Source organism: Maribacter orientalis, assembly GCF_900109345.1.
Taxonomy (GTDB): domain Bacteria; phylum Bacteroidota; class Bacteroidia; order Flavobacteriales; family Flavobacteriaceae; genus Maribacter; species Maribacter orientalis.
This window is the reverse complement of the sequence record NZ_FNZN01000001.1, coordinates 490,760-507,098: the sequence shown is the minus strand read 5'-3', so window position 1 is coordinate 507,098 and position 16,339 is coordinate 490,760. Positions and strand designations below refer to the sequence as shown.

The 16,339-nt window shown below is 35.4% G+C and carries 9 protein-coding genes; 7 read left to right on the top strand and 2 right to left on the bottom strand.

Going from position 1 to position 16,339, the window contains the following annotated elements; all coding sequences use genetic code 11:
• Positions 1-106: 106 nt before the first annotated feature.
• Positions 107-1,699: a zinc-binding metallopeptidase family protein gene (locus tag BMY56_RS02120; protein WP_091619262.1), complete on the bottom strand. Its 1,593-nt coding sequence runs from the start codon at positions 1,697-1,699 to the stop codon at positions 107-109.
• 172 nt (positions 1,700-1,871) lie between these two features.
• Positions 1,872-2,237 (bottom strand): winged helix-turn-helix transcriptional regulator, encoded by a 366-nt coding sequence (locus BMY56_RS02115; RefSeq protein ID WP_091619259.1) that lies wholly within the window; start codon positions 2,235-2,237, stop codon positions 1,872-1,874.
• A gap of 262 nt (positions 2,238-2,499) precedes the next feature.
• On the opposite strand from BMY56_RS02115, the gene purL reads away from it, so the two are divergent.
• From purL to BMY56_RS02080, 7 genes are all read left to right on the top strand, one after another.
• A complete protein-coding gene (gene purL, locus BMY56_RS02110) occupies positions 2,500-6,216 on the top strand; it encodes a phosphoribosylformylglycinamidine synthase (RefSeq protein ID WP_091619257.1) in 3,717 nt (1,238 codons plus the stop codon).
• 442 nt (positions 6,217-6,658) lie between these two features.
• Positions 6,659-8,428 (top strand): AMP-dependent synthetase/ligase, encoded by a 1,770-nt coding sequence (locus tag BMY56_RS02105; RefSeq protein WP_091619255.1) that lies wholly within the window; start codon positions 6,659-6,661, stop codon positions 8,426-8,428.
• Positions 8,429-8,801: 373 nt separating this feature from the next.
• Entirely contained in the window at positions 8,802-9,254 is a 453-nt protein-coding gene (locus BMY56_RS02100) for a MarR family winged helix-turn-helix transcriptional regulator (RefSeq protein WP_091619253.1), read from the top strand.
• 15 nt (positions 9,255-9,269) lie between these two features.
• A complete protein-coding gene (locus BMY56_RS02095; protein WP_091619251.1) occupies positions 9,270-11,675 on the top strand; it encodes a 3-hydroxyacyl-CoA dehydrogenase/enoyl-CoA hydratase family protein in 2,406 nt (801 codons plus the stop codon).
• Positions 11,676-11,679: 4 nt separating this feature from the next.
• Positions 11,680-12,870 (top strand): acetyl-CoA C-acyltransferase, encoded by a 1,191-nt coding sequence (locus BMY56_RS02090; protein ID WP_091619249.1) that lies wholly within the window; start codon positions 11,680-11,682, stop codon positions 12,868-12,870.
• Between the two features lie 81 nt (positions 12,871-12,951).
• Positions 12,952-14,763 carry an acyl-CoA dehydrogenase family protein gene (locus BMY56_RS02085; RefSeq protein WP_091619247.1) on the top strand — a complete coding sequence of 604 codons (1,812 nt, stop codon included), beginning with the start codon at positions 12,952-12,954 and terminating at the stop codon, positions 14,761-14,763.
• A gap of 101 nt (positions 14,764-14,864) precedes the next feature.
• Positions 14,865-16,307, top strand: a complete 1,443-nt coding sequence (locus BMY56_RS02080) for a pyridoxal phosphate-dependent decarboxylase family protein (protein ID WP_091619245.1) — start codon at positions 14,865-14,867, stop codon at positions 16,305-16,307.
• Positions 16,308-16,339: the final 32 nt, after the last annotated feature.

The window sequence follows — 16,339 nt, the reverse complement described above, 5'->3', positions numbered from 1 at the left end:
TCTTTGATAAGGAGTTAATAATAAAAACCCTTTCAGTTTTGAAACTGAAAGGGTTTTTTAAATGAATTTATTAAAACACTTTGTGCTACTAATTAAGCAAAGTTCATTACTTTTTTAAAGTAGGATATTCTATTCCCAATTGCTCTAAATAGGTATCATACTTCGTTTCATCGTAGTAGTATTTTTCTAATGCAGGTCTAAATTGGTCTTGCTTATCCTTATTTAAATAAATAGGAGGCATATCGCTCTCAGAAATCATAGGTTGATACTTGGTTTCTTTTTGTTGCTCGTTATTAAAATAACTCCAAGCTCCTTTTAACAAGTCTGGCTTCAATAAAAAGTCTAATATTGTCATAGCTTCTACCTTTGCTCCTGCCACAACACCCTTATGCGCTATTGGTGTTGCCATAGCAATAGCATTACTCCAATGATGGCCTTGCAGCCCAGGGATGTTTGAAGGATATCTCAACGTTACCGTAGGCACTTTCCAAGAAATATCACCTATATCATCTGACCCACCACTAATTGGATCTATTACAGGAAGCCCTATAGTATCCAACTTCAGTGGCAAACCTTCTATCTTTTCAGAGTTTACCTCTGTCTGAACGGCCTTTGCTAATATTTGATCCGCATCAGACCATTTAGGCAAACCGACTTCTTTTATATTAGAATACATCGTTTCGGCAATCACCTTATTATAATGTCGAGGCCAAGCCGTACCCAATACTTTCGAGGTCATCGTTGTACCTGTCATCAAGGCTGCACCTTTGGCCATATCGTTTGCCAAAGCATACATTTCCATGATTCCCTCATATTTAATATCTCTGAAATAAAACCAAATAGCTGCTTTTGATGGAACAACATTAGGTTGGTCACCCGAATCAGTAAAAATTGAATGTGATCTTTTTAAAGGATGCAAATGTTCTCTTTTATAATTCCATCCAATATTCATAAGTTCAGCGGCATCTAAAGCACTCTTACCACGCCAAGGTGAACCTGCCGAATGGGCTGCTTCCCCTTCGAAAGCATATTCAACCGATATTAATCCCGTACCTCTTGTTGGTCCGTAAGAAACCCCTAGATTATTACCGACATGCGTAAAAATGCACATATCGATATCATCAAAAAGTCCGTCCCTAACATACCATGCTTTTGCCGCGACCAACTCTTCTGCTATACCAGGCCAAATTACAAGCGTACCTCCAATATTCTCGCGCTCCATAATTTGTTTTACAGCCAATGCAGATGAAATATTCATCGGTATACCAGAATTATGACCTTCGCCATGCCCTGGGGCACCGTCTACAATAGGTTTATGGTAAGCAACACCAGGATATTGGGATGCTTTCGGAATACAGTCCACATCACTACCTAAAGCAATAACTGGTCCCTCCCCATTGCTCCAAGTAGCAAACCAAGCTGTTGGAATCCCGGAAATGGAATTTTCAATTTCAAATCCGTTTTCTTTTAGAATTCCAGTCAGGTATTTAGAAGATTCAATTTCTTGAAACCCAAGTTCAGAGAAACTGAAAATCTTATCAACCATCACTTGAGACTGCTTCTTATTGTCTTCAACAATTGCGGCAACCTCAGATTTTAGGTTTTCAATTTGTTTGTTTGATTTTTTCTTTTGCGAATAGATGCCGTTTAGCGTGAGTAGACAGCATGCAATAGTAAATAGTGTAGTTTTTTGTTTCATATTGGTTTTGAATTAGTTAGTAAAAGATACATAAAATCAACCTTAAAAAAGAGGTCAACTTCAATTTTTACGTAATTCAAAAATTGAACGAAACAATTTAGATTAATAAGACTTTTATGGTCACATTTTTACCTATTTCAAAAAATACGAAGCTTAGAAGATAAATATATCGTTACTCAAAAAGTGTTACCTGTTGCGTATCTTTCTTTTTTGAAACCTTCACCTCTTCTTGTTGTTTTAGCCCCCAACGATTCATCGCCTGAACAACGGTCATAAGTGATTTACCTAAAGGTGTTAACGTATATTCTACTCGTGGTGGAATTTCAGGAAATAGCGTACGTTCTAAAATCCCCGATTTCTCAAGTTCTTTTAATTGCTTGCTCAACATTTGCCTGTTTATACCTTCAATCTCATTAAACAATTTATTGAATCGATTTATCCCTTTTGAAATATGAAAGAGTATAATAGGTTTCCATTTGCCTCCTATTAAATCCATGCAGTATGATAATGCGTTCGTTTGTAATTTTTGCTGCGCCATAGTATTCGTTTTACTTCTTATTACAATGTTTGTTAAGTTCAAATGTAGTAAAATAATCAAATTAAACTAAGTATTAAATACATACTTTAATACTATTTAAATAATTAATATGATTATCAGACTACTTAATAATTTCAAGTACTTTTCTTTCGAGTACTTTAATTTCATTAACAATCCTTGTTTAAAAGTGTTTCAATTTACCGTTAATGATAACAGGTAAAACCTTAATTTTGTACTTTAAAATCAATACCAGACACATTAAATGATTCACTTTTTTGGGGAACCTAGCACAAAGGTTTTTGCGGTACAGACCGCTAAGGGACTTTCATCAGAAGATACAAGTAAACTTATATGGTTGTTCGGCAACCAACCTAAAATAAATGCGGCGTCTCTTGACGCCTTTTTTGTTGGTCCAAGGGCTGCCATGATTACCCCATGGAGCACGAATGCTACTGAAATTACTCAAAACATGGGTATTATTGGTATCATTAGGATTGAGGAATTTAATGCGATTGAAGTAAATCATGTTGGGTTTGACCCAATGATTTCGCAAAAATATACTTCGCTGAATCAAGAAATGTTCACTATTCAGGTTGAACCAAAACCAATTTTGAACATTGAAGATATTGCTGCATTTAACAAACAAGAAGGTTTAGCCTTAAATAATGAAGAGGTTGATTATCTCGAGAATCTTAGTGAAAAAATAGGCAGAAAATTAACCGATTCAGAAGTATTCGGATTTAGTCAAGTTAACTCTGAGCATTGCAGACATAAAATATTTAACGGCACTTTTGTTATTGACGGTAAAGAGATGCCGACTTCACTTTTTAAGCTCATTAAAAAAACATCACAGGAATTCCCTAACGATATAGTTTCGGCTTATAAAGACAACGTGGCTTTTGTAAAAGGCCCAACCGTTGTTCAGTTTGCACCTAAAACTGCAGATAAGCCCGATTATTATCAAGAGAAAGAATTTAATTCGGTAATTTCTATAAAAGCTGAAACCCATAACTTCCCTACCACCGTTGAACCTTTCAATGGTGCAGCAACTGGTGCTGGTGGAGAAATTCGTGATCGTTTGGCTGGTGGCAAAGGGTCTTTACCCTTAGCGGGAACAGCTGTTTATATGACCGCTTATTCAAGATTAGAAGAAGAGCGACCTTGGGAAAAAGGAATGAAAGAAAGAGATTGGTTGTACCAAACTCCGATGGACATATTAATCAAAGCATCTAACGGTGCATCAGATTTTGGAAATAAATTCGGACAGCCATTAATTACAGGTTCTGTTCTTACGTTTGAATATGATGAAGCTTCCATTCCGTTCGATTCATCTGAAGAAAACAAAACAACATCAACCAATACCCGTAAACTTGGCTATGATAAAGTAATTATGCAAGCTGGTGGTATTGGCTATGGAAAAATAGAACAGGCCATTAAGGATAAACCAAAAACTGGAGATAAGATTGTTATTCTTGGCGGTGATAATTACCGAATAGGCATGGGCGGTGCAGCAGTTTCAAGTGCCGATACTGGAGAATTCAGTTCGGCAATAGAATTGAATGCTGTACAACGCTCGAATCCTGAAATGCAAAAAAGAGCAGCCAATGCGATACGTGGTATGGTAGAGAGTGATGAGAACACCATTGTTTCTATTCACGATCATGGTGCTGGTGGTCACCTTAATTGTTTGTCTGAACTAGTTGAAGAAACCGGTGGTAAAATCGACTTGGATAAATTACCTGTTGGTGACCCTACCCTATCTGCCAAAGAGATAATCGGTAACGAATCTCAAGAACGTATGGGTCTTGTAATCGGTAAAAATGATATTGATCTTTTGAAACGTATAGCAGACCGTGAACGCTCACCTATGTATGAAGTTGGTGATGTTACGGGTGATGACCGTTTTACTTTTGAATCTAAAACTAATGGTGCTAAACCAATGGATTTGGCACTATCAGATATGTTTGGCAGTTCTCCAAAAACAGTAATGACCGATAACACCATTGAACGTAACTATACTAACGCGGAATATTCATTAGAGTTTTTCCATGATTATTTAGATTCCGTTCTTCAACTTGAAGCGGTAGGCTGTAAAGATTGGCTTACCAATAAAGTTGACCGTTGTGTTGGCGGTAAAGTTGCCAAACAACAATGTGTTGGACCATTGCAATTACCATTAAATAACTGTGGTGTAATGGCCTTAGATTTTAAAGGAAAGGAAGGAATCGCTACAAGTATTGGCCACTCCCCTATCTCAGCTTTAATAGATCCAGCAGCAGGAAGTAAAAATAGTATTGCCGAATCACTTACCAATCTTGTTTGGGCACCCTTAAAAGAAGGTATGAAATCAGTTTCACTTTCTGCGAATTGGATGTGGCCCTGTAAGAATGAAGGTGAAGATGCCCGTTTATATAAAGCAGTGCAAGCAGTTTCTGATTTTGCTATTGAATTGGGTATTAATGTACCGACCGGAAAGGATTCACTTTCCATGAAACAAAAATATAGTGATGGAGATGTAATTTCTCCAGGCACTGTAGTGATTTCAGCAGCAGGTAACTGTAACGATATTACCAAAGTTATTGAGCCGGTTTTACAAAAAAATGCCGGATCGATCTATTATATTAATTTATCAAAAGATAGTTTTAAACTAGGTGGATCATCATTCGCACAAACTAGAAATAGTATAGGGAATGAAACACCTACTATTAAAGATTCAGCATATTTCAAAACAGTTTTTAATACAATTCAGGATTTAATTAAAAAAGGTAAAATCGTTGCTGGGCATGATGTTGCTTCTGGCGGATTGATCACCACCTTATTAGAATTATGTTTTGCAGATACGCAGTTAGGTGCCAATTTAGACCTATCTGGTTTAGGTGAAGCCGATACCATCAAAGTATTGTTCTCTGAAAATAGTGGAATCGTTTTTCAAGCAAAAGACGATAGTATTGAAGCTTTACTTTCTTCAAAAAATATCGATTCCTTAAAAATAGGAACCGTTATTTCTGAAGCTACCCTTACCGTTAAAAATAATGGTATGGAAATGGGTCTGAATATTGAGACTTTACGTGATACATGGTTTAAGACCTCTTACTTACTAGACAACAAACAAACTGCAAAAGGCTTAGCAAAAGATAGATTTGAAAATTATAAAATACAGCCATTAAACTATTTATTCCCGACTTCCGATTCTATTAGTCTTCCAGTTCGTTCTAGTAATGATGGCGCAAGACCAAAAGCAGCTATCCTTCGTGAAAAAGGAAGTAATTCGGAGCGAGAAATGGCAAATGCCATGTACTTAGCCGGTTTTGATGTCAAAGATGTGCATATGACCGATTTAATTTCTGGTCGTGAGAATTTAGAGGATATTCAGTTTTTAGGAGCTGTTGGCGGTTTCTCAAACTCAGATGTACTAGGAAGTGCAAAAGGATGGGCAGGAGCTATTAAATACAATGAAAAAGCAAATACCGTTATTAAAAACTTTTTTGCCAGACCAGATACTTTATCTGTTGGTATTTGTAATGGATGTCAATTGTTTATGGAATTGGATTTAATTAATCCGGAACACGAATCCCATGGCAAAATGACCTATAATGATTCTCACAAGCACGAGAGCAACTTTACTTCTGTAGAAATACAAAAGAATAATTCAGTTATGCTCTCAACTTTAGAAGGAAGCAAACTTGGTGTGTGGATTTCTCATGGAGAAGGTAAATTTAAACTACCACTTTCGGAAATAAATTATGAAATTGTTGCTAAATATGGTTACGAAGAATACCCAGCCAACCCCAATGGAAGTGATTTTAACACTGCTATGCTTTGTGATAAAACAGGTCGTCATTTAGTGACAATGCCACATATTGAACGTTCTATATTTCCATGGAACTGGGCACATTATCCTTCTGATAGAACCGATGAAGTATCGCCTTGGTTAGAAGCATTTAAAAACGCTAAAGAGTGGGTTATTAATCAAAAATAAACCAATATAAATAACATAGTTGAAAATAAAAGCTGTGTATTCCAAGATGAAGTACACAGCTTTTTAATAACCAAAAAAACAATTATCTAACCAATAACCTACCACTCCAAATTTTATCTTTTGAGTTTTGAAGTTTATATATGTAAAGCCCTGGTACCATTTCTTTTCTTTTTATAATTATCTCATTGTGTAATGTTTTCAGAAAGCATTTTGATTTTGTAAATGTAGAGTTAAATAATTCAGAATTTTCCTACAAAAATGTGAATTGCTTACATAACACGTTCAATTGCAATTTATTGTAGACGAGTAGTTAAAATTTGAGAAGTAAATTGACTAGATTAATAATTAGGAATATTATAATCATTACCTATTTTATTTATTAATACAATTTTAAATAACCGAGTTCTTTCATTATTTTGCAATCAAGTTTTATATATCAAGTATGCAAAAAGTTACCCGACTGTTCGATTTTCCATATTATCAGCTAGAGAGAAATGCTTTGAAAGAGGCACTTGTTTCTAAAAAAGGTGATAAATGGATAAGTATTTCTACTCAAGAATATATAGATAAGGCAAATGCTATTAGTCGTGGTTTACTGCGTTTGGGTATTCAACCAAACGATAAGATCGCTCTTATCTCTAAAAATAATAGAACCGAATGGAATATTATGGATATTGGCATATTGCAACTAGGTGCTCAAAATGTACCTATTTATCCTACTATTTCAGAAGGTGATTATGCTTATGTCTTAAACCACTCAGAAGCTAAATATTGTTTTGTTTCCTGTGCTGAGGTTTATGAAAAAGTAAAATCTATTCAAAGCCAAGTGCTATCCCTAAAGGAAGTATTCTCATTTGATGTTTTGAACAATTGTAAAAACTGGGAAGAAGTTTTGGAGTTAGGAAAAGACACCTCTAATCAAGATGAAGTAGAAAAATCAAAAGAAGCAGTTAAGCCAGACGATTTAGCTACATTAATTTATACTTCTGGAACAACAGGAAGACCTAAGGGTGTAATGTTATCTCATGATAATTTAGTGAGTAATGCCTTAGAAAGTTCTAAAAGAATTCCCATTGAAATTGGAAATTCAAAAGCATTAAGTTTTCTACCTGTATGCCATGTTTATGAACGCATGCTTATCTATTTATACCAATATTGTTGTACTAGTATTTACTTTGCTCCTATCGATCAAATTAGTGAATACGCACAGGAGGTTCAACCTAATGTTATGACAGCCGTTCCACGTTTATTAGAAAAAGTGTATGATAAAATTATAGCTAAAGGCACATCCTTGACCGGAATTAAAAAGAAATTATTCTTTTGGGCGGTAGAAATAGGGTTGAGATATGAACCTTATGGTCAAAACGGTTGGTGGTATGAACAAAATCTCGCACTCGCACGTAAACTTATTTTTAGTAAATGGAAAGCAGCTTTAGGAGGTAATTTATCAGTGATGGCATCTGGTAGTGCCGCTCTACAACCACGTTTAGCCCGTATTTTTAATGCTGCTGAATTCGGAGTAATGGAAGGTTATGGCCTTACGGAAACTTCTCCTGTTGTATCTGTAAATGATATGCGAAATGGTGGTTTTAGAATAGGTACGGTTGGCAAACCTTTGGATCGCACTGAAGTTAAAATAGCCGAAGATGGCGAAATTTGCATAAAAGGTCCTCAAGTAATGTTGGGCTATTATAAAGATGAAGCCAAAACTGCAGAAGTTATTATCGACGGTTATTTTCATACTGGTGACATTGGAGAAATCGATGCTGATGGTTTCTTAAAAATAACTGACCGTAAAAAAGAAATGTTTAAAACTTCTGGAGGTAAATATGTTGCCCCTCAGTTGTTAGAAAATAGATTTAAACAATCTCGATTTATTGATCAAATTATGGTCGTGGGTGAAGGTGAAAAAATGCCCGCTGCTTTAATTCAACCTGATTTTGATTTTGTGAAAAATTGGGCTAAAATTCACAATATTGAAATTGGCACCAATAAAGAACTTGTACATAATGAACAAGTAATAGCTAGATTCGAAGAAGAGGTCACCATCGCAAACGAGAACTTTGCTAAATGGGAAAAAATAAAACAATTCAGACTGACACCTGATGTTTGGAGCATAGAAGGAGGTCACCTCACCCCTACCATGAAATTGAAAAGAAAAATTGTAAAGGAAAAGTACATTGAACTTTACAATGATATTTACGAGCATTAAGTAACTAAGTTTAATTACTAAAATGATTTTCGAAAAATATAGAGTGCAATTCAACTTAAATAATATCGAAAATTATTACTTGTATTTGGTATAGTAGAACTTGCAATTATGTGCTTTCTTTTAAGGTATAGGTTTATACCATACTATTCACAATCAAGGAAGTATGATAATATTCATAGTCCCAATAACAAGCCCTCTAGTAATAATCTCGTTAGTTCTTAGTTCAAAAATCGATAAAGAGGTTAACAAAACGGAAGGCACCGTTCTTTAATTTGATGTGAATTAAAGAAGACATTTCCAATTCTTAAAATTTATTCAATTTATTATGCATGCATAATAAATTTGTTTATATTTGAGGACCAACTACCACAGTATGAAAGAAACAACTATTGATTATGCATTACGAGCTACATGGCAAGCAGTAGCTAGAATGTATAACGAAGAAGCCAAAAACTTCGATTCTACTATGGCCGTAGGTTTTACTTTATTGAGTATTGATCCAAAAAAGGGTACTCCTTCCACTTCCTTGGGCCCTAAAATGGGAATGGAAGCTACTAGCCTCTCTAGGATATTAAAAAGCATGGAGGAGAAAGGTCTCATTTTAAGAAAGCCTAATCCTAATGACGGTCGAGGTGTTTTAATATACCTAACCGATTTTGGTTTAGAGAAAAGAAACGACTCGAAAAGTACCGTTCTTAGATTTAATGAGGCTGTTAAACAAGAGGTTTCAGAAGAAAAGTTATCTAGTTTTTTCGAAGTTACTGATATCATCAATAAACTGATTTCAGATAAAAAATTATTTTCAAAAGATATATCAAATCACTAATACAGTTTAAAGTACATGAACAAGCACATTAAAAAAGTAGCGGTAATTGGTTCAGGAATAATGGGTAGCGGTATAGCCTGTCATTTTGCCAATATTGGCGTAGAGGTTTTATTGTTGGACATTGTTCCGCATGAACTTAATGATAAGGAAAAGGCAAAAGGTTTAACCTTGCAAGACAAGGTTGTTCGTAATAGAATGGTGAACGATTCATTAGCGGCAGCATTAAAATCTAAACCATCTCCTATTTATCACCAAAAATTTGCTGATAGAATTAGTACTGGTAATTTAGAGGACGATATTTCTAAAGTATCTAAAGTAGATTGGATAATTGAAGTGGTTGTTGAAAGACTTGACATTAAAAAGATTGTCTTTGAAAACTTAGAGAAGCATAGAACACCAGGTACTCTTATAACATCGAATACATCAGGTATTCCTATCCACTTTATGAGTGAAGGCCGTAGTGAAGATTTCCAGAAGCATTTCTGTGGAACTCACTTTTTTAACCCTGCGCGTTATTTAAAGCTTTTTGAAATAATCCCTGGACCAAAAACTTCACCAGCAGTATTGGAATTTTTAAATGGCTATGGGGAAAAATTCTTAGGTAAAACTTCTGTAGTAGCTAAAGATACTCCAGCATTCATTGGTAATAGAATAGGCATTTTCAGTATCCAAAGTCTTTTTCACATGGTGAAAGAAATGGGTATGACCGTTGAAGAGGTCGATAAATTAACCGGGCCTGTAATTGGTAGACCAAAATCTGCCACTTTCAGAACTGTAGATGTTGTTGGCCTAGATACACTAGTACATGTTGCTAATGGTATTGCAGACAATTGTAAGGAAGATGAAAAATTAGACCTATTTAAACTACCGAGCTTCATCAATACCATGATGGAAAACAAATGGTTGGGTAGTAAAACAGGGGAAGGATTTTATAAAAAATCTAAAGACGCTAAAGGTAAAACTGAAATTTTGACCTTAGATCTAGATTCCATGGAGTATCGTTCTAGCAAAAGAGCAAGTTTCGCTACGTTAGAATTGACAAAGACTATTGATAAAGTAGCCGATCGTTTTAAGATATTAGTTGCCGGAAAAGATAAAGCTGGTGAATTTTACAGAAAAAGTTTTGCTGCATTATTCGCTTACGTTTCTCATAGAATTCCTGAAATAACCGATGAGCTATATAAAATTGATGATGCCATGAAAGCTGGGTTTGGATGGGAACATGGACCTTTTCAAATTTGGGATGCAATTGGTTTAGAAAAAGGGTTAGAAATTATGAAAGCTGAAGGTGAAACTCCTGCTGCTTGGGTTAATGATATGATTGCTGCAGGTAACAAATCTTTTTATTCAGTAAAAGATGGTGCTACCTTTTATTATGATATTCCTAAAAAATCAGTTGAAAAAATACCTGGTCAAGATTCATTTATAATCTTAGATAATATTAGAAAATCTAAAGAGGTATTTAAAAATAGCGGTGTTGTTGTTGAAGATTTAGGTGATGGTATTTTAAATGTAGAATTCCAATCTAAAATGAATACCATCGGTGGTGATGTTCTTGCAGGTTTAAACAAAGCAATAGACATTGCTGAAAAAGATTTCCAAGGTTTAGTCGTCGGTAATCAAGCTCCTAATTTTTCAGTAGGTGCTAACATCGGTATGATATTTATGATGGCCGTTGAGCAAGAATATGACGAATTGAACATGGCTATCAAAATGTTTCAGGACACTATGATGCGTATGCGCTATTCTGCAATACCAACAGTATCTGCCCCACACGGTATGGCATTGGGTGGTGGTTGTGAATTGTCTTTACATGCCGATAAAGTAGTAGCTGCTGCTGAAACCTATATTGGTTTGGTTGAATTCGGTGTTGGAGTAATTCCTGGTGGCGGTGGTTCTAAAGAATTTGCTTTAAGAGCTCAAGACTTATTCCATAAAAATGATGTAGAGTTGAACGTGCTTCAAGAGTACTTCTTAACTATAGGTATGGCTAAAGTTTCTACTTCTGCTTATGAAGCGTTTGACTTAGGAATTTTACAACATGGAAAAGATATTGTTGTTGTGAATAAAGATAGACAAATAGCAACAGCAAAGGCTCATGCAAAATTAATGGCAGAAGCAGGTTATACGCAACCTGTAAAACGTAAAGATATTAAAGTACTTGGTAAACAAGCATTAGGTATGTTTTTAGTAGGTACAGATGCTATGGAAGATAGTAACTACATCAGTGAGCACGATAAAAAAATTGCTAACAAATTAGCCTATGTAATGGCTGGTGGTGATTTATCAGAACCAACGCTTGTTACAGAACAATATTTATTAGACCTAGAACGTGAAGCATTTTTATCACTTTGTACGGAACGCAAAACCTTAGAAAGAATTCAACATATGTTGAAAACTGGAAAACCATTAAGAAACTAGAAAAATGAAAACAGCATATATTGTAAAAGCATATAGAACAGCAGTTGGAAAAGCACCTAAAGGAGTTTTTCGTTTTAAAAGAACTGATGAATTAGCTGCAGAGACCATCCAGTACATGATGAAAGAGCTGCCGCAATTAGAAAAAAAACGTATTGATGACGTTATTGTGGGAAATGCAATGCCAGAAGGCTCTCAAGGCCTAAACATGGCTCGATTTATATCATTAATTGGGTTAGATAGTGTTGACGTTGCCGGGGTAACAGTAAATCGTTTTTGTGCATCCGGTATTGAAACCATAGGTGTTGCTACAGCAAAAATACAATCAGGAATGGCAGATTGTATCATCGCAGGTGGTGCTGAAAGTATGAGTTCTGTTCCTATGACTGGTTTTAAACCAGAATTAAATTATGACACCGTTAAATCTGGACATGAAGATTATTATTGGGGAATGGGAAATACCGCTGAAGCAGTAGCCAATCAATTTCATGTTTCTCGTGAAGATCAAGATTTGTTTGCTTATAATTCTCACATGAAAGCACTAAAAGCTCAGGCAGAAGGTAGATTTAAAGAACAAATTGTTCCGATTGATGTGGAACAAATTTATGTAGATGAAAATGGCAAAAAAGCAACCAGAAAATATACGGTAACTGAAGATGAAGGTCCAAGAAAAGGAACTAGCCTTGAAGCTTTAGCAGGATTAAGACCTGTTTTTGCTGCTGGTGGTAGTGTTACTGCAGGTAATTCTTCTCAAATGAGTGATGGTGCAGCTTTCGTTTTAGTAATGAGTGAAGATATGGTTAAAGAATTAAATCTTGAGCCAATTGCTAGACTAGTAAATTATGCTGCAGCTGGAGTTGAACCACGAATTATGGGTATCGGTCCAGTAAAAGCAATACCAAAAGCATTAAAACAGGCAGGATTAAAACAAGAAGATATTGAGTTGATTGAATTGAATGAAGCTTTTGCCTCTCAATCAATAGCAGTAATGCGTGAATTAAACTTAAATCAAGATATCGTCAATGTAAATGGTGGTGCTATTGCTTTAGGTCACCCCTTAGGCTGTACGGGAGCTAAACTTTCTGTACAATTATTTGATGAGATGCGTAAGCGTAACATGCAAGGTAAATACGGCATGGTAACTATGTGTGTTGGAACAGGCCAGGGCGCTGCTGGAATTTTTGAATTTTTGAACTAAAAAGAATTTTTGTAATAGGTATTACAGGTTTTAAAAGAAAACTTAATACTTCTTACTTTATATACGTAATACAAGTTAAACATGAGTACAGATACCATAAATAAAGATATTCTTAGAGGAGGGCAATTCCTTGTCAAAGAAACTAATTGTGAAGATGTTTTCACCTTAGAAGATTTAAGCGAAGAGCAACGCATGATGCGCGATAGTACAAAAGAGTTCGTTGATAGAGAGCTTTGGGCGCATTGGGAGCGATTTGAGAAGAAAGATTATGCCTATACAGAAGAATGCATGCGTAAGGCAGGTGAATTAGGCTTGTTAAGTGTTGCAGTACCTGAGTCTTATGGAGGTATGGGAATGGGCTTTGTTTCTACCATGTTGGTATGTGATTATATCTCTGGAGCTACAGGTTCTTTTAGTACTGCCTTTGGTGCTCATACAGGGATAGGCACGATGCCTATTACACTTTATGGAACAGAAGAGCAAAAACAAAAATATGTGCCTAGACTAGCTTCTGGTGAATGGTTTGGAGCTTACTGCCTTACTGAACCTGGCGCTGGTTCTGATGCAAATTCAGGAAAAACTAAAGCTGTTCTTTCTGCAGACGGTAAATCGTACAGTATAACAGGACAAAAAATGTGGATTTCAAATGCAGGTTTTTGTAATATGTTTATCGTTTTTGCTCGAATTGAAGATGATAAAAATATTACAGGTTTCATTTTAGAAAATGATCCTGCTAACGGAATCTCTATGGGTGACGAAGAGAAAAAATTAGGTATTCACTCCTCTTCTACTCGTCAGGTATTCTTTAATGAAACAAAAGTCCCAATAGAAAATATGTTATCCGAAAGAGGTAACGGATTTAAAATAGCAATGAATGCCTTAAACGTTGGTAGAATAAAACTTGCAGCTGCTTGTTTAGATGCTCAACGTCGAGTGATTGGTGAAGCCACTAAATATGCGAATGAGCGTATTCAGTTTAAAACTCCTATCATTAATTTTGGAGCTATTAAATCTAAAATAGCCACAATGGCTACGAACTGTTATGCCGATGAATCTGCTTCGTATCGAGCTGCTAAAAATATTGAGGACAGGATTAAAATGCGTGAAGCAGCTGGAAATACGCATCAAGAAGCCGAATTAAAAGGTGTTGAAGAATATGCTATTGAGTGTTCAATACTTAAAGTTGCTGTGTCTGAAGACGTACAAAGTTGTACCGATGAAGGTGTACAAATATTTGGTGGTATGGGCTTTAGTGCCGATGCTCCCATGGAAAAAGCATGGAGAGATGCTCGTATCGCTCGTATCTATGAAGGTACAAATGAAATCAACAGAATGTTGGCAGTAGGAATGCTAGTTAAAAAAGCAATGAAAGGTCATGTAGATCTTTTAGGTCCTGCAACGAAAGTTGGTGAAGAATTAATGGGAATTCCTTCTTTTGATACTCCTGATTTCTCTCAGTTATTTGCTGAGGAGAAAGATTTAGTAACAAGATTGAAAAAAGTATTTTTAATGGTTGCTGGTTCAGCAGTTCAAAAATATGGTCCAGAGTTAGAAAATCACCAACAATTAATGTTAGCTGCTTCTGATATTTTAATTGAAGTGTATATGGCAGAATCAACAATTTTAAGAACGGAAAAAAATACCAAACGCTTCGGTGAAGCTGAACAAGCTACACAAATTGCAATGGCAAAATTATACTTATACAATGCTACCGAAACTATAATTCAGAAAGGGAAAGAAGCAATTATTTCTTTTGCTGAAGGTGACGAGCAACGCATGATGTTAATGGGACTTAAACGATTTACTAAATATACAAATAACCCGAATGTAGTAGCTTTACGCACGCAAATTGCCGACAAAGTTGCTGCCGATAACGGGTATACCTTTGACTAATTCAGATTACCTTTTGTTGTTTGGTAAATTGAATTTAAACCGCCCTCAATAAGGGCGGTTTTTTATTTGGTAAACATTGCCATAGCAACTAATTTTAACCCATGCATAAAGAAATACTTGAACAGGTTTATAGCGTTAGTGATTTTAATAAAAATGGGCATTTATTAATAGAAAAATTGACCTCTCATTTAGAGGATAAGATAAATGCTAAATCACGAAACGCAATCAATTGGAACGAGCCAGAACAAGAATTAAAATTTTGGAAAGATTTCTTAATTCATGGTGATGAAATAGATTTGTTTCAAGAAATTACGAAACGTACCACCCATATTCATCATCCTAACTACTTAGGTCATCAAGTAAGTCCACCTGCTCCTATTACTGCACTTACCTCTTTAATTAGTTCATTATTAAACAACGGAACTGCTGTTTATGAAATGGGCATGGCATCAAACGCTATTGAGCGTATCGTAATGGACATCATTTGTAATAAAATTGGTTATGACACCGATTCTAGCGGGTTCTTAACCTCGGGTGGAACTTTAGCTAATTTAACCGCATTATTAAGTGCACGTAAGGCCATTACCAAAGTTGATATTTGGAATAAAGGAACACAAAACCAATTAGGAATAATGGTTAGCGAAGAAGCTCATTACTGTGTAGATCGTGCGGCTAGAATAATGGGATTAGGTGATCAAGGGATTATTAAAGTACCCGTTACCAACAAATTTAGAATGGATACCGAATTATTAGAGGTGAAATTCAAGGAAGCAAAAGAAAAGGGAATTGAAATTTTTGCTATTGTCGGTAGTGCCCCTTCAACAGCAACTGGTATTTTCGATGATTTAGAAGTTATTGGCACTTTTGCCGAGAAACAAAAAATTTGGTTTCATGTGGATGGAGCCCATGGAGGAGCTGGAATTTTTTCAAAAAAGTATCGACATACTTTAAAAGGTATTGAAAGAGCAGATTCAGTGGTTATTGATGGACATAAGATGATGATGATGCCTGCACTAACTACAGCTTTACTGTTTAAGAATGAAGTAAACGCAAAGGCAACATTTAGTCAAAAAGCCGATTATTTACTGTCAGATTCTGAACATGAAGATTGGTATAATTCTGGCAAGCGAACTTTTGAATGTACTAAAAACATGATGAGTATTCATTGGTTTACTTTGTTAAAACTATATGGCGAAGAGGTCTTTAATGCGAATGTAACTCAACTCTATGATCTGGGTGCGAACTTCGCCAAGCTTATAGAAGAGGAACCCAATTTTGAATTGGCCCTTCAGCCTATGTCTAATATTGTTTGTTTTAGATATTGGAAAGCTGGCTTAAATACTGAAAACCTTAATGAATTAAACATAAAAATTCGCCAAGCTCTTTTAGAGGATGGCGAATTTTATATTGTACAAACGAAATTAAAAGGTATCCACTACATGCGTATTACTGTTATGAATCCCTTTACTAAGACAGAAAATTTACAGCACTTATTGAACAAAATAAAAATAGAAGCAAAAGATTTATTGTCTAATGACCAATAATTCTATAATAATCGCTTTAATTTACTTTGGAT

Bases quoted from the DNA above. Each gene is read 5' to 3' on its own strand.
- BMY56_RS02120 (WP_091619262.1), bottom strand. From the start codon at position 1,699: ATGAAACAAAAAACTACACTATTTACTATTGCATGCTGTCTACTCACG.
- BMY56_RS02115 (WP_091619259.1), bottom strand. From the start codon at position 2,237: ATGGCGCAGCAAAAATTACAAACGAACGCATTATCATACTGCATGGAT.
- purL (WP_091619257.1), top strand. From the start codon at position 2,500: ATGATTCACTTTTTTGGGGAACCTAGCACAAAGGTTTTTGCGGTACAG.
- BMY56_RS02105 (WP_091619255.1), top strand. From the start codon at position 6,659: ATGCAAAAAGTTACCCGACTGTTCGATTTTCCATATTATCAGCTAGAG.
- BMY56_RS02100 (WP_091619253.1), top strand. From the start codon at position 8,802: ATGAAAGAAACAACTATTGATTATGCATTACGAGCTACATGGCAAGCA.
- BMY56_RS02095 (WP_091619251.1), top strand. From the start codon at position 9,270: ATGAACAAGCACATTAAAAAAGTAGCGGTAATTGGTTCAGGAATAATG.
- BMY56_RS02090 (WP_091619249.1), top strand. From the start codon at position 11,680: ATGAAAACAGCATATATTGTAAAAGCATATAGAACAGCAGTTGGAAAA.
- BMY56_RS02085 (WP_091619247.1), top strand. From the start codon at position 12,952: ATGAGTACAGATACCATAAATAAAGATATTCTTAGAGGAGGGCAATTC.
- BMY56_RS02080 (WP_091619245.1), top strand. From the start codon at position 14,865: ATGCATAAAGAAATACTTGAACAGGTTTATAGCGTTAGTGATTTTAAT.